The organism is Intrasporangium zincisolvens (assembly GCF_034724055.1).
Taxonomy (GTDB): Bacteria; Actinomycetota; Actinomycetes; order Actinomycetales; family Dermatophilaceae; genus Monashia; species Monashia zincisolvens.
In genome coordinates this window covers 140,174-162,038 of the sequence record NZ_JAWIIL010000003.1, presented here as the reverse complement: position 1 = coordinate 162,038, position 21,865 = coordinate 140,174, and the positions used below count along the sequence as shown (strand labels likewise).

The window sequence follows — 21,865 nt, the reverse complement described above, 5'->3', positions numbered from 1 at the left end:
AGACCCGACCGAAACCGGGACGAGCGTCACGCCGAGGCGCCCGTCACATTCACTAAGCGCCTGCTCACTCGTCAGTAGACTCCCCGGCATGAGTGCGCTCCAGATCGTCGCCGCCGTCGTGTGCCTCGGCGTCACCGCAGTCGCGGTGGCCCTGCTCGTCAAGACGGTCAACCGCTTCCTGGCGACGTTCCGCCTCGGCCAGCCCGAGGACCGGGGCGATGCCAAGGGCGCCCGCACCCGCACCCTGCTGCGCGAGTTTCTCGGCCACACGAGGATGTCGCGCCTGCCGGTCGTGGCCGCGGCGCACTGGTTCACGATGATCAGCTTCGGCGTCCTGTTCTTCACGCTCCTGAACGCGTTCGGGCAGCTGTTCAAGGCGGACTTCGCGCTGCCGCTCATCGGCCACTTCTTCCTCTACGAGTGGGTCACCGAGTTCTTCGCGTGGACGGGGCTCGTGGGCATCCTCGTTCTCATGGCGATCCGCCAGAAGAACCACCCGCGCTCGGCCGCCGGCGAGCACGGCCGGCGCAGCCGCTTCTTCGGCTCGACGTTCTGGCAGGCCTACTACGTCGAGCTCACGATCCTCGGCGTCACTCTCTGCATCCTCACGCTGCGCGGCCTCGAGTACGCCCTCGAGTTCTGGGGCGGCACCACTGGCACAACCGCGGTCGGCGACGCCAACGCGCTGCACTACCCGCTCACGGGGTGGCTGGGCGAGCTCTTCAAGGGCGCGAGCGTCGACACACTCGAGAACGCGATCGTCGTCGTCGCGGCGGTCAAGATCCTCATCAGCTTCGCCTGGATGATCACCATCGCGCTCAACCCGACGATGGGCGTCGCCTGGCACCGCTTCCTCGCCTTCTTCAACATCTTCTTCAAGCGGCACGCCGACGGCCGCACCAGCCTCGGCGAGCTGCAGCCGATCAGGGTCGGCGGCGAGGTGCTCGACTTCGAGAAGGTCGAGGACCTCGACGAGGACGCCGCGCTCGGCGTCGGCAAGGTCGAGGACTTCACGTGGAAGGGCCTGCTCGACTTCACGACGTGCACCGAGTGCGGCCGCTGCCAGAGCCAGTGCCCGGCCTGGAACACCGACAAGCCGCTCTCCCCCAAGCTGCTCGTCATGACGCTGCGCGACCACGCGCACGCGAAGGCGCCGTGGCTGCTCGCCTCCGAGGAGGTCCGCGCCGCCGGCATCGACGCCGCGACGAACGGTGCGGACGGCGACTTCACCGACGCCACGAAGGGCGCGGTCGCCACCGAGCAGCTCGTCGGGCAGACCGGCTACGACATCACGAACCCTCTCGGTGCCTACAACCCGCACGGGCCCGACGCCGTCATCGACGAGGACGTCCTCTGGTCGTGCACGACGTGCGGCGCCTGTGTCGAGCAGTGCCCCGTCGACATCGAGCACGTCGACGCCATCGTCGACATGCGTCGGTACAAGAACCTCATCGAGTCGGCCTTCCCCGCCGAGCTCAACAACCTCTTCAAGAACCTCGAGAAGAACTCCAACCCGTGGGGCCTCGCGCCGCGGCTGCGGATGGACTGGGCCAAGGACCTCCCCTTCGAGGTCAAGCAGGTCGGCCAGGACGTCGAGGACCTCTCCGAGGTCGAGTACCTCTTCTGGGTCGGCTGCGCCGGCGCCTACGAGGACCGCGCCAAGAAGACGACGCGCGCCGTGGCCGAGCTGCTGCACACCGCCGGCGTCGAGTTCGCCGTCCTCGGTGACGGCGAGGCCTGCACCGGCGACTCCGCCCGACGCGCCGGCAACGAGTTCCTCTTCCAGATGCTCGCCCAGCAGAACGTCGAGGTGCTCAACGAGGTCGGCGCGACGAAGATCGTCGTCACCTGCGCGCACTGCTTCAACACGATCAAGAACGAGTACCCACAGCTCGGCGGGCAGTACGAGGTGCTGCACCACACGCAGCTGCTCAACCGGCTCGTCCGCGAGAAGCGCCTGACGCCGGTGGCCCGCCCCGGAGAGAACGAGGAGTCCGGCGCCGCGTCGACCGGCGCCAAGGTCACCTACCACGACCCGTGCTACCTCGGCCGGCACAACGGCGTGTACGCCCCGCCGCGCGAGCTCATCGGCGCGCTGCCCGGCGTCGAGTACGCCGAGATGCCGCGCAGCCGCGAGACGTCGTTCTGCTGCGGCGCCGGCGGCGCGCGGATGTGGATGGAGGAGAAGCTCGGCACGCGGATCAACGGCAACCGCACCGAGGAGGCCCTCGCCACCGGCGCCGACCGCATCGCCATCGGCTGCCCGTTCTGCAAGGTCATGCTCAGCGACGGCCTCAACGCCGCCAAGCAGGACGGCAACGCCCGCGAGGAGGTCGAGGTCGTCGACGTCGCCCAGATGCTGCTCGCGGCGGTGCGCCGGGGCGACGGCGGCGGTGAGCCCGAGGCCGTCGAGGAGCCCCAGCCCGACCCGGAGCCCGCCCCGATCGCCTGACGCGTCCGGCACCACACGTCGAACGGCCCCCTCCCGCACGCGGGAGGGGGCCGTTCACGTTTCCGGCGGCGCGACGACCTGCCGTCTCGACAGGGCGTGTGCGGGTCAGAGGATGCCGCGGGCCTGGAAGGCCTTCGTCACGGCGTTGGCGGCCGCGGACCCGTAGAGCCGCTGGGCGGCGGCGACGGTGTCGAGCGCGGCCGCCCGGAAGGTCGTGTCGGGAGCGAAGGCGAACTGCGCCTCGACGATGAGCGTCGAGGCCCTGGTGTCGCCGAGCGCAGTGCGGATGTCCCACAGGGCCCGCGACCAGATCTCGCCGTCGGCGTGGACCTCGCCGACGACGTCGGCCGGGTAGGTCTTCGTGCCGTCGAGCCGGCGCAGGCAGTGCGGGACCGTGCTCGTGTAGGACGTGGAGTCCCAGTCGGCGACGCACGCCTCGGGAGCCTTCGTCGGCACCCCGGAGCGCCAGCTCGTGACGACGACGGCGAGGTAGTCGCCGAACGCCTCCCCGATGGCGCCGGACTCGAGCGTCGTGCCGAACCCGGGTACCTGCCCGTCCTGCACCGAGTGGCCGTACTCGTGCACGACGACCTCGGCGTCCTCGCCGTCGTCGACGCCGCCCTTGCCGAGGGTGATGTTCGCCTTGGTGTCCTTGAAGAACGAGTTGTCGCCGCCGTACTGACCGACGCGCAGCTCGATCTGGCGCTGGTTGACCGGGCGCAGCGCCCCACCGAAGCCGAGGTGCTGGAGGTACTCCTGGGCGGTGGTCACCCAGTAGTAGCCCATGACCTGCTCGAACTGGTCGACGTCGCGGTGGAAGGCCGGGAAGGCTCCGTTCACCGTGCGGGCCGGGGACCCGGTCGAGCTCTTGACGCGCACGTACGCGCCGGTGAGGGTGCCCGACGCGTCGAGGTGGGTCAGGGTGACGCGGTGGTAGGCGGGCGCGAGAGCCGCGTAGTCGGCGTCCTTCTGGTCGGTCAGCGTCTCGATGCCGAGGTCCTGGACGGGGTTGGGAGAGAAGACCGTTCCGGCGGCGGTGTAGGTGTACGGGTCCGACGTCGCCTGTGCAGGGGCGACGCTCGTGGCGGCAGCCGCCGCCAGTGCCCCGGCGACGGCGGCGGTGACGGTGCGGGACAGCCTGCGGTTGGGTGCCATGACGCGGCCCTTCTCCTCGACGGTGGTGACCGCGACAGTAGGCCTTCCGGACCTGCCACGGGCCGTTGTGCCGGGCAGAAGTGCGTCGGCTGCCCCCTTGGTCCTCGTTCGTCCCCTTCCGAAGATCCTGTCGCGGCATTTCGGTCTCACGAGGATTCTGCCGGTGGCACAGTGGCCCCTGAGGACGACCCGGCACACGGCGACGCCGATACCCGAGGTCGGTCGGCCCCGCTCCGGTCTGGCCCGGCCAGGCTCGAGTGCGCGCCGAGCACGGTGGCCGCACCCGGGGCTGGCCCCACCTCGAAAGGACACGCATGTCCCTGTCCCGCGCCCATCTCGCGCGCGTCGGTGCAGTAGCGGCACCGGCACTCGTCCTGGCAGCACTCTCGCTCGCCAGCACCACGGCCCAGGCGGCCTCCCAGTCGGTCGCCCTCGCGGGCACCGCAACCCCCGTCACCGGCTCCTTCGACTCCGGCTCGACGGGCCCCGAGTTCCAGGCCCCCGAGGACGAGAACTCGCCCGACGCCTTCACCGGCACCGTCACCGACCGGACCCTCTCGCAGGGCCACGCCGCCGGGCACGGCGTCGCGGTCGGCAACGCGACACGCGCCAAGTCGAACCCGACCTTCCGCACCGGGTTCGAGGGCCTCAACATCTACCAGCAGCGCTACGCGAGGGGCGGCAACCAGTTCACCGTCGAGCCCCCCGACCAGGGACTGTGCGTCGGCGGCGGACACGTCGTCGAGGCCGTCAACGACGTGCTCAACGTCTACGACTCGAGCGGCGCCTCGCAGCTGCCGGACAACACGGCGAGCAACGTCGTGTCCGGCTTCCCGCGCGACGTCCACCACACGGTCGACCTCAACTCCTTCTACGGGTACCCGCCCGCGATCAACCGCGCGACCGGTGTCGCCGGGCCGGACATCACGGACCCGACGTGCATCTACGACGCCGCCACGCAGCGCTTCTTCCTCGTGGTGCTGACCCTGGACCGCAACCCGGACAACAGCCTCAACCAGGTCAACCACCTCGACCTGGCGGTCTCCCGGACGTCGAACCCGACCGGCGCGTGGAACATCTACAAGATCGACGTGACCCACGACGGCACGAACGCCGGCGGGGTCAACCCCGGTCCGTACCTCGGTGACTACCCGCACATCGGCGCCGACGCCAACGGCGTCTACCTGACGACGAACGCCTACCCCTGGAACTCCAACGGGTTCGCCGGTGCCCAGGTCTACGCCCTGTCCAAGGCCCAGCTCGCGGCCGGGGCGACCAACGTGACGATCCAGCACCTCGACACGTCGGGCATGGTCGCCGCCCCGAGCCAGGCCGGGTCCACCCAGCCCGGCTTCACGGTGTGGCCTGCGCAGTCGCCCGGCACGTCGTCGTTCAACCTCGCCAACAACGGCACGGAGTACTTCCTCAGCTCGAACGCCGCGGACGAGGCGACCCACCCGGTCACCGGCACCGGCGGTGACTACGTGTCGAACCAGATCGTCGTGTGGTCGATGACGAACACCGCGTCGCTCAGCACGGGCAGCCCGAACGTCAGCCTGGCCAGCCGGCTCGTCGACGTCGGCACCTACGCGCTGCCGCCGAAGCAGCAGCAGCCCGGTTCGGGCACGACACCGGGTACCGACGCGCCCCAGGGGCACTGCCTCGGTGACACGACGCAGCCGCTCTTCAACGGCCAGAACGGCTGCTACCGCCTGCTCGTCGGCGCACCGTCGGCCGAGAAGATCTCGACGCCGGACTCCAACGACACCCGCATGCAGCAGGTGACCTACGCCAACGGCAAGCTGTGGGGCGCCCTCGACAGCGCGGTCACGGTCGGCGGCTCCAACCGTGCCGGGATCGCCTGGTACGTGGTCAAGCCGGGCGGCTCCACGCTGGCACCCAAGGTCGGTCTCGCGGGCTACCTCGCCGCGACCGGGAAGGACTTCACCTACCCCGCCATCGGCGTCACGCCGAGCGGGCGCGGCGTCATGGCCTTCACCGCCACGGGTGACGACACCTTCCCGAGCGCCGCGTACGCCTCAATCGACGCCCTGAGCGGCGTCGGCGCCTGGAGCGTCACACCCGGTGGGGCCGGCAAGGCGGTCGACGACGGCTTCACGAGCTACAAGGCGCAGGTCGGCAACCCGCCCCGTACCCGGTGGGGTGACTACGGCGCCGCGTCGGTCGACGGCGACACCGTGTGGGTCTCGAGCGAGTACGTGGCCGTCGCGTGCGACTACACCACGTGGGGCGGTCCGTTCTTCGCGGGCGGCTCCGGCGACAACCTGCTCGGCACCTGCGCAGGGGCCGGCCACGGTCCCGGCAGCCGCACGGCGCTCGCCAACTGGTCGACGCGGGTGAGCGCCTTCACCCCGTAGGACCTCACCTCCCTGACAGGACGACTCATGGCGGGGCCGGCTCCCTCGGAGCCGGCCCCGTCCACGCCTGCCCGCGGCGACGTAGGGTGACGCGGGTGACGACCTCCCCGACGCCCGACGCCAGCGCACCCGCCGACGTGGTTCACGACCTCGCCCCGACCGGCGCCCTTCGCGCGTCGATCAACCTGGGCAACCCCGTTCTGGCGCAAGGCACTCCGGATGCCCCACGTGGAGTCACGGTCGACCTGGCCCGGGAGGTCGCGGCGCGGCTCGGGGTACCGCTCGAGCTGCTGTGCTTCGACGCGGCCCGGCTCTCCTTCGAGGCGATGGCCGACGGTCGCGCCGACCTCTGCTTCCTCGCCGTCGACCCGGCCCGGGCCACCGAGGTGGCCTTCACGGCGCCGTACGTCCTCATCGAGGGCGTCTACGTCGTGCCGGACGCTTCACCGGTGCGGGTCGCGGCCGACGTGGACCGGGCTGGCGTGCGCGTCGGTGTGAAGACCGGATCGGCGTACGACCTGCACCTGGCGCGCGTCCTGACTCACGCCGAGGTCGTGCGCGGCGCCGAGGGCGTCGAGGTCTTCGCCGCCGAGGGGCTCGAGGCCGGCGCTGGCATCCGCGAGCCGGCGACGGAGTGGGTCGCGAGCCATCCCGGCAGCCGGGTCGTCGACGACGCGTTCATGCAGATCCGGCAGGCCGTCGGCACGCCGGCCGGGCGGAGCGAGGCGACGCAGCGCTTCCTCCACGACCTCGTCGAGGAGCTCAAGGCGAGTGGGTTCGTCGCCGCCTCGCTCACCCGCTCCGGCCAGACCGCCGCCGTGGCGCCACCCGCCTGACGCGTCGGGCTGGCTTGCGGCTCAGGCGCTCCCGTCGACGAGCAGCGTTGGTCGCCCGAGACCGAGGGCCGCGCTCTCGGCGTCGGTGAACAGGCGCGAGCGGATGAGGAACCGCACCCCCTCGGGCGCCTCGACGCTGAAGCCGCTGCCGCGACCCTTGACGACGTCGACGGTGAGGTGGGTGTGCTTCCAGTAGGCGTACTGCGACGCCGACATCCAGAACTCCACCGCGGCATCGAGACCGTGGACCGCGAGGTCGCCGAGGTGGACGTCGGCCTCGCTCGTGATGAAGTCGCCGACGGGGAAGCACATGGGCGAGCTGCCGTCGCAGCAGCCGCCGGACTGGTGGAACATCAACGGACCGTGGATCCCGGTGAGGCGGCGGAGGAGATCCGCCGCCTCACCGGTGAGGTCGACCCGGGTTGGGGAAGCCGAGGGCTCACCGGGTGCGACCGTCTCGGGGGGCATGGGCACGCAGTCCTTCCGGTCGTCGTGCCGGCCTGTCAGAAGAAGCCGAGCGCGTCGGGCGAGTACGAGACGAGGAGGTTCTTCGTCTGCTGGTAGTGGTCGAGCATCATCTTGTGGTTCTCTCGGCCGATGCCCGACTGCTTGTAGCCACCGAAGGCGGCGTGCGCCGGGTACTGGTGGTAGCAGTTCGTCCACACGCGACCGGCCTTGATGCCACGGCCCATCCGGTAGGCGCGCGAGCCGTCGCGGGTCCACACCCCGGCGCCGAGGCCGTAGAGCGTGTCGTTGGCGATCGAGAGCGCTGCGGCCTCGTCGTCGAAGCTCGTCAGCGAGACGACCGGGCCGAAGATCTCCTCCTGGAAGATCCGCATCGAGTTGTTCCCCTCGAAGACGGTCGGCGCGACGTAGTACCCCTCGGCGAGGTCGCCCTCGAGCACGTTGCGGTCACCGCCGGTGAGGACCTTGGCGCCCTCCTGCCGGCCGATGTCGAGGTAGGACAGGATCTTCTCGAGCTGGTCGTTGCTCGCCTGGGCGCCCATCGTCGTCTCGGTGTCGAGCGGGTTGCCCTGCTTGATCTTCTCGACCCGGGCCACGGCGTCGGGCACGAAGTCGGCGTAGATCGAGCTCTGCACGAGGGCGCGCGACGGGCAGGTGCAGACCTCGCCCTGGTTGAGGGCGAACATCGTGAAGCCCTCGAGCGCCTTGTCGTAGAAGGCGTCCCGCTCCTGCGCGACGTCCTCGAAGAAGACGTTCGGGCTCTTGCCGCCGAGCTCGAGGGTCACCGGGATGATGTTCTGCGAGGCGTACTGCATGATGAGGCGGCCGGTCGTCGTCTCGCCGGTGAACGCGATCTTGGCGATGCGCGGGCTGCTCGCGAGGGGCTTGCCGGCCTCGACGCCGAAGCCGTTGACGACGTTGACGACGCCCGGGGGCAGCAGGTCACCGACGAGCTCGACGACCTTGAGGATCGACCACGGCGTCTGCTCCGCGGGCTTGAGCACGACGCAGTTGCCCGCGGCGAGGGCCGGGGCGAGCTTCCAGACGGCCATGAGGATCGGGAAGTTCCACGGGATGATCTGGCCGACGACGCCGAGCGGCTCGTGGAAGTGGTAGGCGACGGTGTCCGCGTCGATCTCGCTGCTCGAACCCTCTTGCCCCCGAAGGACGCCCGCGAAGTAGCGGAAGTGGTCGACGGCCAGCGGCAGGTCGGCGGCGAGGGTCTCGCGGACGGCCTTGCCGTTCTCCCACGTCTCGGCGACGGCGAGCATCTCGAGGTTCTCCTCGATGCGGTCGGCGATCCGGTTGAGGATGAGCGAGCGCTCGCCGAGGCTCGTACGGCCCCAGGCGGGTGCGGCGGCGTGGGCGGCGTCGAGGGCCGACACGATGTCCTCCTCGGTGCCGCGGGCGACCTCGCAGAACGGCTTGCCGTTGACCGGCGAGATGTTCTCGAACCAGAGGCCCTTCTTCGGGTCGACCCAGTTGCCGCCGATGAAGTGGCCGTACCTGTCCTGGAGCGAGACGAGCGAGTCTGCCGATCCGGGCGGGGCGTAGGTGGTCATGTGGTTCTCCCAACGTCCTTGGTGGTGTCCCCGAAACGGGGTTGGCAGGACGCTAGGCAACCGAACGTTGCAACCACGTTGCGTCGCGGCGAAATGCCCACTCGACCGTTCACCAGCAGCCGAACGTGGCCTCTCGACGGTTCAGTCGACCGTCGAGAGGCCACGAGTGGCTGCGTCCCGTACGTCGAGTGGGCGGTTCCTCAGGGGGTGCCGAGCTCGCGGTCGAGCCGGTTCAGCTGGTTCAGCACGAGCGGCAGCAGCGGGGAGGTCGGGCCGAGCAGGGCGGCCTGGGCCTGCCACATCTCGTAGTCGTCGGAGCCGGTCGCCGAGCGCGTCCACGCCGACATGAGGTCGGGGCGCCCGCTCGTGAGGACGGCCCGGCGCACGTCGCCCTCGACGCTCTCGCGCAGCCGGACGACGCCCGGCGCCGCCGAGCGCGGTAGCAGCGACCCCCGGTAGGTCCGCATCGCGCTCGCGACGTCACCGGCGGCCAGGTGCGCCTCGACTGCGAGCCAGTCGCCCGACAGCTCTGCGACGAGCCGGTAGGGCCGCGAGGCGAGCAGGTCCTCCCCGAGCAGGGCCCGCAGCCGGCCCATCTCGACCCGGAGGGTCGAGGCGCTGCTGTCCTCCTCGTAGAGCAGCACCGCGAGCTCGTCGCCGGAGAGGCCGCGCGGGGCCGAGGCGAGCAGCAGCAGGATCTCGCTGTGCCGTGGGCTGAGCCTCAACGTGCGCCGGTGGCCGCGGCCGTCGTCGACGGTGAGCAGCGCGTCGTTGCGTCCGAGGGCCTCGAGGAGCACGGCGAGCGCTCCCGGAGCCGCCGGCTGGGCCGACGCGTGCCGGGCGCTGACGAGCAGCTCGCGGGCCAGCTCGGACTCGGCCATCCGGGCCGCGGCCCGGACCATGGCCATCGTCTGCGGGGCGACGATGTCGTCGCCACCGGTGATGTCGAGGACGCCGAGGACGCTCTGGTCACTCGGGTCGTGGATCGTGGTCGCCGCGCAGCTCCACCGCTGGACCGACCGGCGGAAGTGCTCGGCGCCGATGACGTTGACGGGGCGGTCGAGGCGCAGGGCCATGCCCGGGGCGTTGGTGCCTGCCAGCCGCTCGTCCCAGTTGCTGCCCTCGACGAAGCCGATGCTCTCGGTGCGCCGCAGCGTGCTCGGCGAGCCACACACCCAGAGCAGCTGGCCCGCGGCGTCGGCCACCGCCATGACGGCGTCGCAGTCGCGCGCGGCCTGGCCGAGGACGTCGTCGAGCAGCGGGAAGACCCGGGCCAGCGGATGGGCCTCGCGATGGTCGCGCAACGCGTCCGCCGGCAGCGTGATCGGGGCGTCGACGGTGTCGACGTGCACGCCTGCGGCCGCCGAACGCACCCAGGAGTCGGCGACGTGCGCCCGGACGCCCGCGCCCTCCCTGTCACCCCCGGCGTCACCCCCGGCGTCACCCTCGATCTCACGGTCGGCCATGGCCCGATTGTGCACACGGATGGGCCGGCCCGACAGGGATCGTCCGCAGACCGGGGCGCCGAGGGTTTGCGAAAGGGTGGTCAACGCGCCGGATCAGGCGCACCATGAAGAGGTCCGACCGAAGAATCGTCAGGAGCAAGCCGAGGAGCGACCCATGTCACGACGAGCCCCATTCGTGCCCGACGGAGTGCCGGTACTGTCCCGCGGCCGACACAGGAACCCACGCAAGGGTGCCTGCTTCATGGAGATGGCCTCGTTCCTGGCCGGCGAACGGTGGAGCGACCACCCGGCCTGCACCCATCCGGTGCTCGCCACGCTCGCCCGCTGCGTCAACGACATGCTCGACGAGCCGAACCGCCAGCGCCTCGTGACGATGGTCCCCGAGGTCGTCGGCCTCAACCCGAGCGACCCGCGCGCGACGACGGCGATCGTGCTCAGCACGGCGCGCGCCGCGCTGCCGGTGGCCGCGGAAGAGCGTCAGAACGCCATGGCGATCGCGATCCTCAACGCCGAGGGCATCCTCGCCGAGCAGGACGGCCGTGAGCCCGGACGCCTGTCGGCCGCCTCGCGGGCCGCACTGAAGACGGCGCCCGCTGCCGAGCGCTGGGCCCGGATCACCCTGGCCCGCATGGGGTTCAACTCCGCCGCCCTGCGCCCCTCGAACGCTGCGCGCATCGTCGCTCTCGGCGTCGACGGCGTGGCCCGTGCCTGCATCGACGACCCGGAGGAGCGGCTCGTGCAGATGCTGCGCGGCGGCATCGACGCGGCCAAGGCCTTCGTGCCCGTCCCGACGCCGACGGTCGCCGTGCCGTGGCCCCAGCCCGCCGCACCGCCGCAGCCGGCCGTGCGGCCGGCCCCGGCGCCGACGTCGGACCGCACCGTCACCAGATCCTGAGGGTCGGACCCGCAGACACGACGCGGCCGCGTCCCCGAGGTGGGGACGCGGCCGCGTCGTGCTGTGTCGTCGTGCCGAACGGGCGCCGGGCCGGCGCCGCGGATCAGCGGATCAGCGGATCAGCGGATCAGCCGATCAGCGGGTCTCGCGGAAGTCGACGTGCTCCCGGGCGACCGGGTCGAACTTGCGCAGCACGAGCCGGTCGGGGCTGGTGCGACGGTTCTTGCGCGTCACGTAGCTGTAGCCGGTGCCCGCCGTGGACCGCAGGGTGACGACGGGGCGAAGGTCGGTGCGCTTGGCCAAGGGAACTGCTCCTCTGCTATCGGTGGCGGACGTCCATCCGCCACCGATGAGAACCATTCTCGACCCGACGTCATTCCCGCGACTCGACGATGGCTCAGCCGAGGCCGGCCGACTTCAGGAAGTCCGAGGCCACCTGCTCGGCGTCCTTCTTGTCGATGACGACCTGCTTGACGAGGCCCGCCAGCGTCGAGGTGTCGAGCTTGGCGGACACCGCGTTGAGCGCCGTGGAGACGTTGTCGTTGACCTTCGACTTCGTGATGAGCGGGACGACGTTCTGGGCCGCGAAGAACGACTTCGGGTCCTGGAGCACGACGAACCCGTTGGCGGGGACGTTCGGGTCGGTCGTGAAGAGGTTGGCCGCCTGGACCTGCCCGTTCTTCAGGGCCTGGACGGTGAGCGGGCCACCGGCGTCGAGCGGCTTGAACTCCTTGAAGGTCAGGCCGTACACCTTCTTCAGGCCCGGCACGCCGGACTCGCGGGTCTTCCACTCGGGCGGGCCGCCGAGGACGAGGTCCTTGGCCACGGGCCCGAGGTCGGCGATGGTCTTGAGGTTGTACTTCGCCGCGGTGTCCTTGGTGACGACGACGGCGTCCTTGTCCTCGGCCGCCGACTTGTCGAGCACCTGGAGCCCCGAGGGCAGGGAGGCCTTGAGCTCGTCGTACACGGCCTGGGAGTCGGTCGCCTTGGCGGACTTGTTGAAGTACTGGTCGAGGACACCGGTGTACTCGGGGACGAGGTCGATCGAGCCGTCCTGCAGGGCCGGGATGTAGGTCTCGCGGCTGCCGATGTTCGGCTTGGTGTCGACGGTGACGCCCTTGGCCTTGAGCGCTCCGGCGTAGATGTCCATGAGCAGCTCGGACTCCGGGAAGTTGGCCGACCCGACGACGATGGTGCCGCTCGGGGCCTTCGAGCCCGCGCCGGTCGGCTGGTCGAGGGGGCTGCCTCCGCTGCTCGACCCGCAAGCCGCGAGGCCGGCCAGAGCCAGGGCGGAGACCGCCGTGAGGATGGTCTTGCTGTGCGTCATGCTCTTCTCTTTCCTGTGGGCGCTGGGCCTGGGGATCAGCTGACGGTGCCGACCGTCGTGGTCGTACTGGTCGGTGACTCTGCAGGGGACTCTGGAGTGGACTCGGCGGAGGATCGCGCTGCGGGGCGTCCGCTGCTGGTGCGGAACCGTCCGGTGATGCCGCGCGAGACGGCGAAACGCTGGACGACGGCGGCGATGAGGTCGATGACGAGGGCCAGGGCTGCGACCAGGACGGCGCCGGAGGCCATCTGGGGGTAGTCGCGAACCGCCAGACCATCGATGAGGAAACGACCGAGGCCGCCGAGCCCGACCGTCGCCGCGATGGTCGCGGTGGCCACGACCTGCAGCAGCGCCGAGCGCAGGCCCGAGAAGATCAGCGGGAGAGCACACGGCACCTCAACCTTGAACAGCACCTGCCAACCACGCATTCCCATGCCCCGCGCGGCGTCACGGGCCGCGGGGTCGACCTCGTCGATGCCGGCGTAGGTCCCCGCGAGGATCGGCGGGATCGCCAGCACGACGAGCACGATGAGGCTCGGCAGCAGGAACGCGATGTCGCCCGAGAGGCTGGGTCCGAGCCACAGCACGATGAAGAAGAGCAGACCGAGGGTCGGGATGGCACGGGCGAAGCCGGAGAGGTTGACGACGGCGAACTTGCCGCGGCCGGTGTGGCCGACCCACATGCCTGCGGGGATCGCGATGACCGCCGCGATGACCGTCGCGAGGAACACGTACTGGAGGTGCTCGAGCAGGCGCTGGACGATGTCGTCACGGTTCGCGGGGTCGGTCAGCCAGCTGATGATGTCGTTGATCATGAGGCGGCCCTCGCTCGGGTCCAGGGCGTGAGCAGCCGGGTGACGACGACGATGATGACGTCGAAGAGCAGCGACAGCACGCCGCAGGCGATGATGCCGGTGACGATCGGCGCGAAGAAGTCACGGTTGAAACCGTCGGTGAACAGTGAGCCGAGCTGTTCGACGCCGATGATGGCCGCGACGCTGACGATGCTGACGTTGCTGACCGCGGCGACGCGCAGGCCCGCCGAGATGACGGGGATGGCGAGGGGCAGCTCGACCCCGAGCAGCCGGCGGACGGGCCGGTAGCCCATGGCGTCGGCCGAGAGCCGCACGTCGTCGGAGATCGCGCCCAGGCCGTCGGCGACCGTGCGGACGAGAAGGGCGACCGTGTAGACCGTCATGGCGACGACCACGTTGACGGGGTCGAGGATCCTCGTGTGCAGGATGCCGGGGAGCAGGATGAACACGGCCAGCGAGGGCAGCGTGTAGAGCAGCCCGGTGCCGATGATGAGCGGCGGGTAGGCCCACGAGAAGCGGCGGGCGAGCCACCCCAGCGGAAGCGCGACGAGCAGGCCCAGCAGGAGCGGGAGGCCTGCGAGGTAGGCGTGGATGACGAACAGGCGCCACACGTCGTCGAGGTGCGAGGTGAACCAGTCCATCAGCGGGCCTTCGGCTCCGTCGCGACGGGCTCGCCGGTCTCGCCGGGCTCGCCGGATGCGCCCGACTCGTTGCGCTCGGCGTCGGCGGCTGCCCGCTCACGGGCCGCGCTCGCCTCGATGGGCGCGATGAGGTCGCGGGCCCGGACCGTGCCGACGAAGACCCCGTCGGGCCCCACGATGACGCCACGCCCCGACGGCGCCGACAGTGCGGCGTCGAGGGCCTGCCGCAGTGGTCCGTCGGTGGAGGCCACGGTGCCGCCCCGGTGGAGCGCGTCGCGCGACACCGAGCCGTCGACGCGGTCCGGCTCGACCCACCCGACGGGGTGGTCGTCGTCGTCGAGGACGAGGACCCACCGGTCGTCGGTGAGCGCCCGCAGCTCGTCGACGGTCGCACCGATGCGGGCGGTCGGCTCGGCGTGCGTCGGGAAGGGCGCGCTGCGGAACCCGAGCGTGCGGTAGCCGCGGTCGCGCCCGACGAAGTCGGCGACGAAGTCGTCGACCGGCTGCGACAGCAGCTCTTCCGGGGTGGCGAGCTGGGCGAGATGGCCACCGACCCGGAGCACGGCGACCTGGTCGCCGAGCTTGATCGCCTCGTCGATGTCGTGGGTGACGAAGACGATCGTCTTGCCGATCTCGCTCTGCAGCCGCAGGAACTCGTCCTGCAGCTGCTCGCGCACGATGGGGTCGACGGCACTGAACGGCTCGTCCATGAGCATGACCGGCGGGTCGGCCGCGAGGGCGCGGGCGACACCGACGCGCTGCTGCTGGCCACCCGAGAGCTGCGAGGGGTAGCGCTTGGCGAACGACTGGGGCAGCCCGACGCGGTCCATGAGCTCGAGCGCGCGGCTCTTGGCCTTGGCCTTGTCCGACCCGAGCAGGAGCGGGACGGTCGTGATGTTGGCGAGGATGGTGCGGTGCGGGAAGAGCCCGGCGTGCTGGATGACGTAGCCGATCCCGCGGCGCAGCTCGGCGGCGTCGATGGTGGAGGTGTCGCGGTCGTCGATGAGGATGCGGCCACCGGTCGGCTCGATCATCCGGTTGATCATGCGCAGCGACGTGGTCTTGCCGCAGCCGGACGGGCCGACGAGCACCGTGATCTTGCCGGTGGGGGCGGTCAGGCTGAGCGCGTCGACGGCGAGGGTGCCGTCGGGGTACTCCTTGGTCACGGACTCGAACCGGATCATCGGCTCGTCACCTCATTCGTGTGGTGGGTCGGGAACAGGGTTCGCGCGATCGTTCGAGCCTCCGCGGCGACGGCTTCGCCGACGTCACGACTTCGTTTCAGGTCCAGACGATACGAGGGCCCGACGACGTTGAGGGCACCCGCGATGCCGCCCAGCCACGCGATGGGGGCCGCGATGGCCGTGACGTCCTCCTCGACCTTCGAGCGGACCACGACATACCCACATTCGGGGGTCCGCCCCTGCAGGGCGGCGCCGATGGCGGTGCGGTCGACCGGGACGGTGCGCCCGACCCAGCCCGCGTGGCGGATCGAGAAGGTCCCCTCGGCCATCGCGATGTAGACAGCCTCCTCCGGCCGGCCCGCGATGCCGAGGTAGGCGGACTCCCCGCAGTGGACGCTGAGCCGACGCAGTGCCGGCTCGGCCACCTTGACCATCTGGTTGCGACCGAGCGCGACGGCCCCGAACCGGAAGGCCAGCGACCCGGGGTGGAAGTCTCCGCCCTCGTCGCGGCTGACGAAGTCGAGGCCCTCGAGGGTGCGCAGCAGGCGCAGGGCCGTCGTCGGGGACAGGTCGAGCGCCTTCGCGCACTCGGAGAGGCTCGTCGGGGCCGCCTCGCAGACGTGCGCGAGCAGTCCGAGTGCGCGCTCGACGGAGCGGGTGGCCGCGGCGCCGGGCGCCGGGCGCCCTCGACCGGCACCGGCCGCGGCATGTCCGGCGGTCCGGGCGGCGCTGGTCCGGACCACAGTGGGGCGAGCGGGTCGTGTCATGCGTGACACCTCGTCGGGCGATCGGGTCGGGGGCAGGTCGGCATTTCATTCAGTGGCATGCCTTTGCTACACAGTGGCAGTCTGGCACACTGCGAAGTCAGAGCAACACCCCCGTTGCCCGAGGAATCTCACGCTCGGCCACCCGTCTCGACGGGAAACCCGAGGACCCGAGGACCTGAGGACCGCCCATGACCATCACCCTGACGGGACAGCAGCTGACGGTCGCGGCCATCGAGGCCCTCGGCCGGCGCGAGGACTTCGCCGTCGACGCCGAGGCGGCCGCGGGGGTCGACCGGGCCGCTCGCGCCGCGCAGGCGGTGGCCTCGGTCCGACCGGTGTACGGCAGGACCTCCGGCGTCGGCGCCAACCGCGACCGGATCAGCGCCTCACCACGTCCGGGGCGCGCGCTGCTGCGCAGCCACAGCGCGGGGTGGGGTGAGCCGTTCCCCGAGCCGACCGTGCGCAGCGCCCTGGCGATCCGCGTCAACCAGCTGCTCGCCGGGGCGTCCGGCGCGAGCAGCGCCCTGCTGGAGGCGCTCGTCGACACCGTCCGGGCCGAGGACGGGCAGCTTCCCGTCGTCCACCGGCGCGGCGCCATCGGCACCGGCGACCTCACCGCGCTGGCGGAGGTGGGCCTGACGCTCCTCGGCGAGCGCCCCCGCGGCGACGGGACGCTGCGCTCGCCGGCCCACCTCGACGACGCCGACGCACTCCCCCTGATGTCGAGCAGCGCCTTCACCCTCGCCGAGGCGGCCCTCGGCTGCGCCGACCTGGCCCGCCTCGCCGAGGTCGCCATGGCCGTCTGCGCCCTGTCGTTCCTCGCGCTGCGCGGCAACCCCGAGGCGTTCGGGCCGTCCGTCGCGTCGGTGACCCCGTTCGAGGGTGCCGTCACGGCGGCGGCCACGGTGACCCGCCTCGTGCAGGCCGACATGGTGGAGCCCGCGCAGATCCAGGACTTCTTCGGGCTGCGCACGTTCCCGCAGGTGCACGGCCCGTTCCTCGACCAGCTCCACGACCTGCGCCACGTCGTCGAGGCCCTCGTCAACACCGGCGGCGAGAACCCCGCCGTCCTGCAGCTCGATCCGCCCACCGTCGCCCACCACGGCGGCTTCCACCAGGCCTACCTCGCCCTCGCGGTCGACGCCTCCCTGCTCGCCCTCGTCGGTTCCGCCCACACGATCGCCTCCCGCATCTCCCACCTGCTGACCGACCCGGCGAGCGGGCTCCCCCGGTTCCTCGCCGGCCCGGAGGCAGGCTCCTCGGGCCTGCTCATCCTCGAGTACGGCGCCGCGTCGGCCATGGCCCTGATCCGCGAGGCCGCGTCGGCGGCGCGCTCCATCCAGTGGGTCTCGGTCTCCGCCGGCGTCGAGGACGGCGCGAGCCACGCCTCCGTGTCGACGGCGCGCCTCGCCGAGGCCGCCGACGCCTACCGCCAGCTCATCGCCCTCGAGCTCGTCGCCGCGGTCCGCGCCGTCGAGCTGAGCGGTCGGCCGGTGTCGGGCGAGCTGGCCGAGCTGATGGCCCGGTGCGCCCACCTCATCGCGGAGGTCGACGACCACGATCTCGCCCCGAGCGTCGCGGCGGCCGTCGACGTCGTCGACCACTGGGTCGCCGCGACGCCGCTGCCGTTCCCCTGAGGCGGGGCGGACGCGTCGGGGGCTCAGATGTCGAGGACGACGCCGCCCGAGTGGACGACCTGCGCCACGGCGGCGCCCTCGGGGCCGGTCGGCGGCTCCTCGTCGTGGCCGAGCTCGGCGGCGAAGGTCTCCGTGACGACGCCGGTGACCAGACGCGTCCAGAGCGGCCAGCGCACGAGCATCGCGTGGTCGCCCCGCTCGACGCGAACGAGGGAGGCGTCGAGCCCGTCGGCCTGCATCCGCTCCACGAGGGAGCGCGAGCGGCTCAGCCCGCAGATGACGTCGCGGTCGCCGTGGATGATGACGGTGCGCTGCGCGGGCCCCGGACGCGGGTCGCCCTTCTCGATCCAGGGAGCGAGGCCGACGACGAGGCGCACGTCGGGACCGCTGCCGACGTGCAGGGCGGTGCGCCCGCCCATCGAGTGGCCGACCACCGCGATCGGCACGCCGGGGTAGGCCTCGCGCAGCTGCCGCAGGGCCCACTCGGCATCGAGCACCGGCATCGCGTCGGCGCCGTTCCAGCCCCGCACGCGGAAGCGCAGGCGCGCCACGGCGACCGGCCCGGGGACGCGGTGGGCGAGGGCCCGGGCGAAGGGCACGAGGCGGGCGACGTTGTGCGACCACGGCCGGTTCGGCTCGAAGCCGTCGACGGCGCCGCCGTGCAGGACGAGCACGACGACGCGCGCGTCCGACGGACGCGCGTGCCACACGAGCGTCGCCAGCGGGAGCCCGTCGTCGGTGGGCGGGGCGTCGACGCGGGCCGGTCCGTCGAGCGTCGCGCTCACACCTGCGTCCGGTGGAAGTTCTGGAACGACCGACTCGCGGTGGGGCCTCGCTGGCCCTGGTAGTGCGAGCCGTACTTGCCTGACCCGTAAGGGTTCTCGCTCGGACTGGTGAGCCTGAAGAAGCAGAGCTGTCCGATCTTCATGCCCGGGTAGAGCATGATCGGCAGCGTCGCGACGTTCGACAGCTCGAGCGTGACGTGACCGGAGAACCCGGGGTCGACGAAGCCGGCCGTGGCGTGCGTCAGCAGGCCGAGGCGCCCGAGGGAGCTCTTGCCCTCGACGCGCGCGGCGAGGTCGTCGGGCAGGGTGACCGTCTCGAGCGTCGAGCCGAGGACGAACTCGCCCGGGTGCAGGACGAACCCCTCCTCCTCCGGGCCCACCTCGACGAGGCGCGTCAGCTCGGGCTGCTCGGCCGCCGGGTCGATGTAGGGGTACTTGTGGTTGTCGAAGAGCCGGAAGAACTTGTCGAGCCGGACGTCGACGCTCGACGGCTGGACCATGATCTCGTCCCACGGGTCGAGGACGACGCGACCGGCGTCGACCTCGGCCCGGATGTCCTTGTCGGAGAGCAGCACGGGTCGAGGCTACAGGGCGGGCCCGGCAGGGTCCGGGCGCCGCTCAGCCCCGCGCGGCGCCGCCACCACCTACCGTTGGTTCATGACGGAGCAGTCAGGGGGCGCGGTCGAGCAGACCCGCGAGTTCACGGCCCAGTTCCAGCGGCTCGTCCGGCGGATGCTCGAGCAGCTGCCCGACGACGACGGCGGGCCCCGGCTCGTCGACGTGCTCCGGGAGCATCTCGGGGTGTCGCCGCAGGGCCTGGCCGTCGTGTCGGAGCCGGTCCTGCCGCACCGGCTCGTCGACGCCGACATCGCCCTGGCCGAGGTCTGGGAGGCCGACGCGGAGCGCAGCATCGTCGGCATCGCCGGCGACGCCCGGCACCACATGTCCCTCGGCGACCTCGTGCAGAGCATCCACGGCTCGGGGATGCCGGTCGGGCAGGTCGACTACGACCGCATGCCCACCGGCCCCGGCAAGGAGGACTACCGCCAGGTCGTCACGTCGGGCATCCGGCTGTTCCGGTTCGAGGGCGAGCCGGTGGCCGTGCGGCAGCAGGGCATGAACCGGCAGTTCGGCCGCGAGACCGGCTCCATCGAGGTGATCTCGCACGACCGCGACACCTCCGACGCGCTCATGGCGCGGGTCCAGGAGCTCATGGACGCCCGCAGCATCCTCCGCGGACAGGTCCTGACCTTCGGGGCCGACCCGTACGGCCCCGGCCTCGCCGGGGTGACGTTCGTCGAACGTCCCCGCATCGACGCCGCGGCCGTCGTCCTGCCCGACGGGCTGCTCGACCGCGTCGGGCACCACGTCATCGGCATGGGCGAGCAGCGCGAGCGCCTCCGCGCCCACGGCCAGCACCTCAAGCGGGGCGTCCTGCTCTACGGGCCGCCCGGGACCGGCAAGACGCACACGGTGCGCTACCTGCTCTCCGCCACCCCGGGCACCACGGCCGTCCTGCTGAGCGGCGGCTCGCTCCGCTTCATCCACGACGCCGCGAAGGTGGCCCGCGCCCACCAGCCGGCGATCGTCGTGCTCGAGGACTGCGACCTCGTGGCCGAGGACCGCTCGTTCGCCCCGATGGGGGCCTCTCCCCTGCTCTTCGAGGTGCTCGACGCGCTCGACGGCCTCGACGCGGACGCCGACGTCGCGTTCGTCCTGACGACGAATCGGGTCGAGGACCTCGAGGTCGCGCTCGCCCAGCGACCCGGCCGGGTCGACCTCGCCGCCGAGATCCCGCTGCCGGACGGCGACGGCCGGTTCGAGCTGCTGCGCCTCTACGGCGGGCACCTCTTCAGCGCCGAGGCGATGTCGGCGGCGGCCGCGCGCTCGGAGGGCACGACGGCCTCGTTCACCAAGGAGCTGGTGCGCCGGGCCGTCCTCGCCGCGGCCATCGCCGACGAGCCGCCGGCCGACGACCACCTCGGGATCGCCCTCGACGAGCTGCTGGCCGACGGCGAGCGGCTGACACGCAGCCTGCTCGGCGTCGACCCTGCCGCGGGGGACGACGCGGAGCCCGGCCCTGCGCCGTTCCCACACGCGGGACGACCGCGCCGCAGCGGCTTCCACGCCTACGCGCCGGGGAGCGGCGCGGTGTACCGAGGCTGACGCGTCAGCCGGCGAAGGGCAGCACGGGACGCCCGGGCACGGCGACCCGGACCCGGAAGACCGAACCGGCCTCGGGCTCAGGGTCGCTGAGGTTCTCGCGCGACGTCGTGACGTAGAGGTCGCGCAGGTCCTCGCCGCCGAAGGCGCAGGCCGTCGTGAGCCGTGCCGGCACCTCGACCTCGGCGAGTACCTCGCCCGTCGGCGACACGCAGCGGACGCGTCCGGCCCCGTTCAGCGCGACCCACACGTTGCCGGCGGAGTCGACGGCCAGGCCGTCGGGGTGGCCGGCGTCGGGGGTGTGGAAGGGCCGGCGGCCGGTCAGCTCGCCGTCGACGACGTCGAACACGTCGGTGCGCCCGGTCGGGGTGTCGTCGTAGTAGGCGCGGGTGCCGTCGGGCGAGAAGTCGATGCCGTTGGAGATGGTGACGTCAGGCAGGACCGTCGTGACGCGGCCGTCGGGCTCGACGCGGTAGAGGCGTGCGCCGCCCGGCGTGCGGTCGTAGGGCATCGAGCCGCAGAGGAGCCGGCCCTGGGGGTCGCAGCCGCCCTCGTTCATCCGCACCGACGGGTCGTCCCAGAGCGTCAGCCACGGCGTCGGGTCGGCGCCCGGGTCGTCGGCGAGGGCGAGGCCACGCTCGGTGCCGACGACGTAGCCGCCCCGTGTCCGCGGGCGGACGAACGCGGCGACCTCGCCGACGTGCAGCGAGGCGACCGAGCCGTCCGCGTGCAGGGTCAGGACGTCACCGGCGAGCATGTCGACCCAGCGCAGGCCGCCCCACGACGGCGACCAGACGGGACCCTCGGCGTGGTAGCAGAGCGGCGCGGTGACCTGCTCGGGACGCGACTGAACGAGGCCGGTCATCAGTCCCACCACACGCCGACGTAGTGGTGGCCGTCGGGCACCGGGGGCGCGTCGACGAGCCAGTCGACGCTCGCCGCCGGACCGCCGCTCGGCTCGGTCTCTGCGTCCACGGTCATGGCGTCGACCTCCTCCGGCATGAGGGTCGTGATGACGGCCACCCCACTCGCGTAGGGCCATTCGTCATCGGGGTAGCTCTGGAACTCCAGCACGTCGAGCTCCACGCGGACGTCGTGCACCTCGGGACGTTCGCGCAGGTCGAAGAGGACGCGCCGGACGGTCTCGAGGGGCATGGCCTCGTCGCGGTTGGGCGCGATGCACCACTCGCAGTCGTTGCCGTCGAAGAACTGCTCGAGGGTGACGGCGACCTGGGTGGAGTCACCGCCGCGGGCCCGCGCGTGCTCGACGAGGGCGGTCTGCTTGGCGAGGTCCATGGTGGTGTCGGGGCCTTGGGGAGACGGTGCGTGGAGGTGGT

The 21,865-nt window shown here is 71.8% G+C and carries 20 protein-coding genes; 6 read left to right on the top strand and 14 right to left on the bottom strand.

Annotated features, from left to right (window positions below):
- Nucleotides 1–88 precede the first annotated feature (88 nt).
- A complete protein-coding gene (locus tag RY076_RS09270; protein ID WP_323097377.1) occupies nucleotides 89–2,452 on the top strand; it encodes a (Fe-S)-binding protein in 2,364 nt (787 codons plus the stop codon).
- 105 nt (nucleotides 2,453–2,557) lie between these two features.
- Here the strand turns inward: RY076_RS09270 and RY076_RS09265 are convergent, their stop codons facing one another.
- A complete protein-coding gene (locus RY076_RS09265; protein ID WP_323097376.1) occupies nucleotides 2,558–3,607 on the bottom strand; it encodes a M4 family metallopeptidase in 1,050 nt (349 codons plus the stop codon).
- Nucleotides 3,608–3,921: 314 nt separating this feature from the next.
- Between RY076_RS09265 and RY076_RS09260 the strand changes: the two genes are divergently transcribed.
- Complete coding sequence (locus tag RY076_RS09260; RefSeq protein WP_323097374.1) at nucleotides 3,922–5,985, top strand: hypothetical protein; 2,064 nt, start codon at nucleotides 3,922–3,924, stop codon at nucleotides 5,983–5,985.
- A gap of 95 nt (nucleotides 5,986–6,080) precedes the next feature.
- Nucleotides 6,081–6,821, top strand: coding sequence for a transporter substrate-binding domain-containing protein (locus RY076_RS09255; RefSeq protein ID WP_323097373.1), 741 nt, complete (start codon nucleotides 6,081–6,083; stop codon nucleotides 6,819–6,821).
- Between the two features lie 21 nt (nucleotides 6,822–6,842).
- Here the strand turns inward: RY076_RS09255 and RY076_RS09250 are convergent, their stop codons facing one another.
- The 3 genes from RY076_RS09250 to RY076_RS09240 all read right to left on the bottom strand — a co-directional run bounded on the left by RY076_RS09250 (nucleotide 6,843) and on the right by RY076_RS09240 (nucleotide 10,314).
- Nucleotides 6,843–7,289 (bottom strand): DUF779 domain-containing protein, encoded by a 447-nt coding sequence (locus RY076_RS09250; RefSeq protein ID WP_323097372.1) that lies wholly within the window; start codon nucleotides 7,287–7,289, stop codon nucleotides 6,843–6,845.
- Nucleotides 7,290–7,324: 35 nt separating this feature from the next.
- Nucleotides 7,325–8,848, bottom strand: coding sequence for an acetaldehyde dehydrogenase ExaC (gene exaC / locus RY076_RS09245; protein ID WP_323097371.1), 1,524 nt, complete (start codon nucleotides 8,846–8,848; stop codon nucleotides 7,325–7,327).
- Nucleotides 8,849–9,048: 200 nt separating this feature from the next.
- Entirely contained in the window at nucleotides 9,049–10,314 is a 1,266-nt protein-coding gene (locus tag RY076_RS09240) for a GAF domain-containing protein (protein WP_323097370.1), read from the bottom strand.
- A gap of 241 nt (nucleotides 10,315–10,555) precedes the next feature.
- Between RY076_RS09240 and RY076_RS09235 the strand changes: the two genes are divergently transcribed.
- Entirely contained in the window at nucleotides 10,556–11,209 is a 654-nt protein-coding gene (locus RY076_RS09235) for a hypothetical protein (protein ID WP_323097369.1), read from the top strand.
- A gap of 135 nt (nucleotides 11,210–11,344) precedes the next feature.
- On the opposite strand, the gene rpmG is transcribed toward RY076_RS09235, so the two are convergent.
- From rpmG to RY076_RS09205, 6 genes are all read right to left on the bottom strand, one after another.
- Nucleotides 11,345–11,512, bottom strand: a complete 168-nt coding sequence (rpmG, locus tag RY076_RS09230; RefSeq protein WP_323097368.1) for a 50S ribosomal protein L33 — start codon at nucleotides 11,510–11,512, stop codon at nucleotides 11,345–11,347.
- A 94-nt stretch (nucleotides 11,513–11,606) separates the two neighbouring features.
- Complete coding sequence (locus tag RY076_RS09225; RefSeq protein WP_323097367.1) at nucleotides 11,607–12,536, bottom strand: ABC transporter substrate-binding protein; 930 nt, start codon at nucleotides 12,534–12,536, stop codon at nucleotides 11,607–11,609.
- Nucleotides 12,537–12,571: 35 nt separating this feature from the next.
- Nucleotides 12,572–13,351: an ABC transporter permease gene (locus tag RY076_RS09220; protein ID WP_323097366.1), complete on the bottom strand. Its 780-nt coding sequence runs from the start codon at nucleotides 13,349–13,351 to the stop codon at nucleotides 12,572–12,574.
- Nucleotides 13,348–13,992 (bottom strand): ABC transporter permease, encoded by a 645-nt coding sequence (locus RY076_RS09215; protein ID WP_323097364.1) that lies wholly within the window; start codon nucleotides 13,990–13,992, stop codon nucleotides 13,348–13,350. Before RY076_RS09215 ends, RY076_RS09220 begins: the two co-directional genes overlap by 4 nt.
- Nucleotides 13,992–15,176, bottom strand: a complete 1,185-nt coding sequence (locus RY076_RS09210) for an ABC transporter ATP-binding protein (protein WP_323097363.1) — start codon at nucleotides 15,174–15,176, stop codon at nucleotides 13,992–13,994. Before RY076_RS09210 ends, RY076_RS09215 begins: the two co-directional genes overlap by 1 nt.
- Nucleotides 15,173–15,943, bottom strand: coding sequence for an IclR family transcriptional regulator (locus RY076_RS09205; protein ID WP_323097362.1), 771 nt, complete (start codon nucleotides 15,941–15,943; stop codon nucleotides 15,173–15,175). The genes RY076_RS09210 and RY076_RS09205 overlap by 4 nt, the downstream gene beginning before the upstream one ends.
- A 188-nt stretch (nucleotides 15,944–16,131) precedes the next feature.
- Here RY076_RS09205 and RY076_RS09200 point away from each other — a divergent pair, with 188 nt between their 5' ends.
- Nucleotides 16,132–17,580: an aromatic amino acid ammonia-lyase gene (locus tag RY076_RS09200; protein ID WP_323097361.1), complete on the top strand. Its 1,449-nt coding sequence runs from the start codon at nucleotides 16,132–16,134 to the stop codon at nucleotides 17,578–17,580.
- Nucleotides 17,581–17,603: 23 nt separating this feature from the next.
- On the opposite strand, the gene RY076_RS09195 is transcribed toward RY076_RS09200, so the two are convergent.
- Together RY076_RS09195 and dcd are read right to left on the bottom strand one after the other, a co-directional pair.
- Nucleotides 17,604–18,365, bottom strand: coding sequence for an alpha/beta hydrolase (locus RY076_RS09195; RefSeq protein ID WP_323097360.1), 762 nt, complete (start codon nucleotides 18,363–18,365; stop codon nucleotides 17,604–17,606).
- On the bottom strand, nucleotides 18,362–18,940 hold the full coding sequence (dcd, locus tag RY076_RS09190; RefSeq protein WP_323097359.1) for a dCTP deaminase: 579 nt from the start codon (nucleotides 18,938–18,940) through the stop codon (nucleotides 18,362–18,364). Before dcd ends, RY076_RS09195 begins: the two co-directional genes overlap by 4 nt.
- An 82-nt stretch (nucleotides 18,941–19,022) precedes the next feature.
- On the opposite strand from dcd, the gene RY076_RS09185 reads away from it, so the two are divergent.
- Nucleotides 19,023–20,531 carry an AAA family ATPase gene (locus RY076_RS09185; RefSeq protein WP_323097358.1) on the top strand — a complete coding sequence of 503 codons (1,509 nt, stop codon included), beginning with the start codon at nucleotides 19,023–19,025 and terminating at the stop codon, nucleotides 20,529–20,531.
- Between the two features lie 4 nt (nucleotides 20,532–20,535).
- Here RY076_RS09185 and RY076_RS09180 read toward each other — a convergent pair whose 3' ends face one another.
- Both RY076_RS09180 and RY076_RS09175 read right to left on the bottom strand, forming a co-directional pair.
- Nucleotides 20,536–21,393: an SMP-30/gluconolactonase/LRE family protein gene (locus RY076_RS09180; RefSeq protein WP_323097357.1), complete on the bottom strand. Its 858-nt coding sequence runs from the start codon at nucleotides 21,391–21,393 to the stop codon at nucleotides 20,536–20,538.
- Complete coding sequence (locus RY076_RS09175) at nucleotides 21,393–21,824, bottom strand: hypothetical protein (protein WP_323097356.1); 432 nt, start codon at nucleotides 21,822–21,824, stop codon at nucleotides 21,393–21,395. Before RY076_RS09175 ends, RY076_RS09180 begins: the two co-directional genes overlap by 1 nt.
- Between the last annotated feature and the right edge of the window lie 41 nt (nucleotides 21,825–21,865).

Bases quoted from the DNA above. Each gene is read 5' to 3' on its own strand.
- RY076_RS09235 (WP_323097369.1), top strand. From the start codon at position 10,556: ATGGAGATGGCCTCGTTCCTGGCCGGCGAACGGTGGAGCGACCACCCG.
- RY076_RS09220 (WP_323097366.1), bottom strand. From the start codon at position 13,351: ATGATCAACGACATCATCAGCTGGCTGACCGACCCCGCGAACCGTGAC.
- RY076_RS09175 (WP_323097356.1), bottom strand. From the start codon at position 21,824: ATGGACCTCGCCAAGCAGACCGCCCTCGTCGAGCACGCGCGGGCCCGC.
- RY076_RS09225 (WP_323097367.1), bottom strand. From the start codon at position 12,536: ATGACGCACAGCAAGACCATCCTCACGGCGGTCTCCGCCCTGGCTCTG.
- RY076_RS09205 (WP_323097362.1), bottom strand. From the start codon at position 15,943: ATGACACGACCCGCTCGCCCCACTGTGGTCCGGACCAGCGCCGCCCGG.
- RY076_RS09240 (WP_323097370.1), bottom strand. From the start codon at position 10,314: ATGGCCGACCGTGAGATCGAGGGTGACGCCGGGGGTGACGCCGGGGGT.
- RY076_RS09270 (WP_323097377.1), top strand. From the start codon at position 89: ATGAGTGCGCTCCAGATCGTCGCCGCCGTCGTGTGCCTCGGCGTCACC.
- RY076_RS09260 (WP_323097374.1), top strand. From the start codon at position 3,922: ATGTCCCTGTCCCGCGCCCATCTCGCGCGCGTCGGTGCAGTAGCGGCA.
- RY076_RS09215 (WP_323097364.1), bottom strand. From the start codon at position 13,992: ATGGACTGGTTCACCTCGCACCTCGACGACGTGTGGCGCCTGTTCGTC.
- RY076_RS09200 (WP_323097361.1), top strand. From the start codon at position 16,132: ATGACCATCACCCTGACGGGACAGCAGCTGACGGTCGCGGCCATCGAG.
- RY076_RS09265 (WP_323097376.1), bottom strand. From the start codon at position 3,607: ATGGCACCCAACCGCAGGCTGTCCCGCACCGTCACCGCCGCCGTCGCC.
- RY076_RS09185 (WP_323097358.1), top strand. From the start codon at position 19,023: ATGACGGAGCAGTCAGGGGGCGCGGTCGAGCAGACCCGCGAGTTCACG.
- RY076_RS09180 (WP_323097357.1), bottom strand. From the start codon at position 21,393: ATGACCGGCCTCGTTCAGTCGCGTCCCGAGCAGGTCACCGCGCCGCTC.
- RY076_RS09210 (WP_323097363.1), bottom strand. From the start codon at position 15,176: ATGATCCGGTTCGAGTCCGTGACCAAGGAGTACCCCGACGGCACCCTC.
- exaC (WP_323097371.1), bottom strand. From the start codon at position 8,848: ATGACCACCTACGCCCCGCCCGGATCGGCAGACTCGCTCGTCTCGCTC.
- RY076_RS09250 (WP_323097372.1), bottom strand. From the start codon at position 7,289: ATGCCCCCCGAGACGGTCGCACCCGGTGAGCCCTCGGCTTCCCCAACC.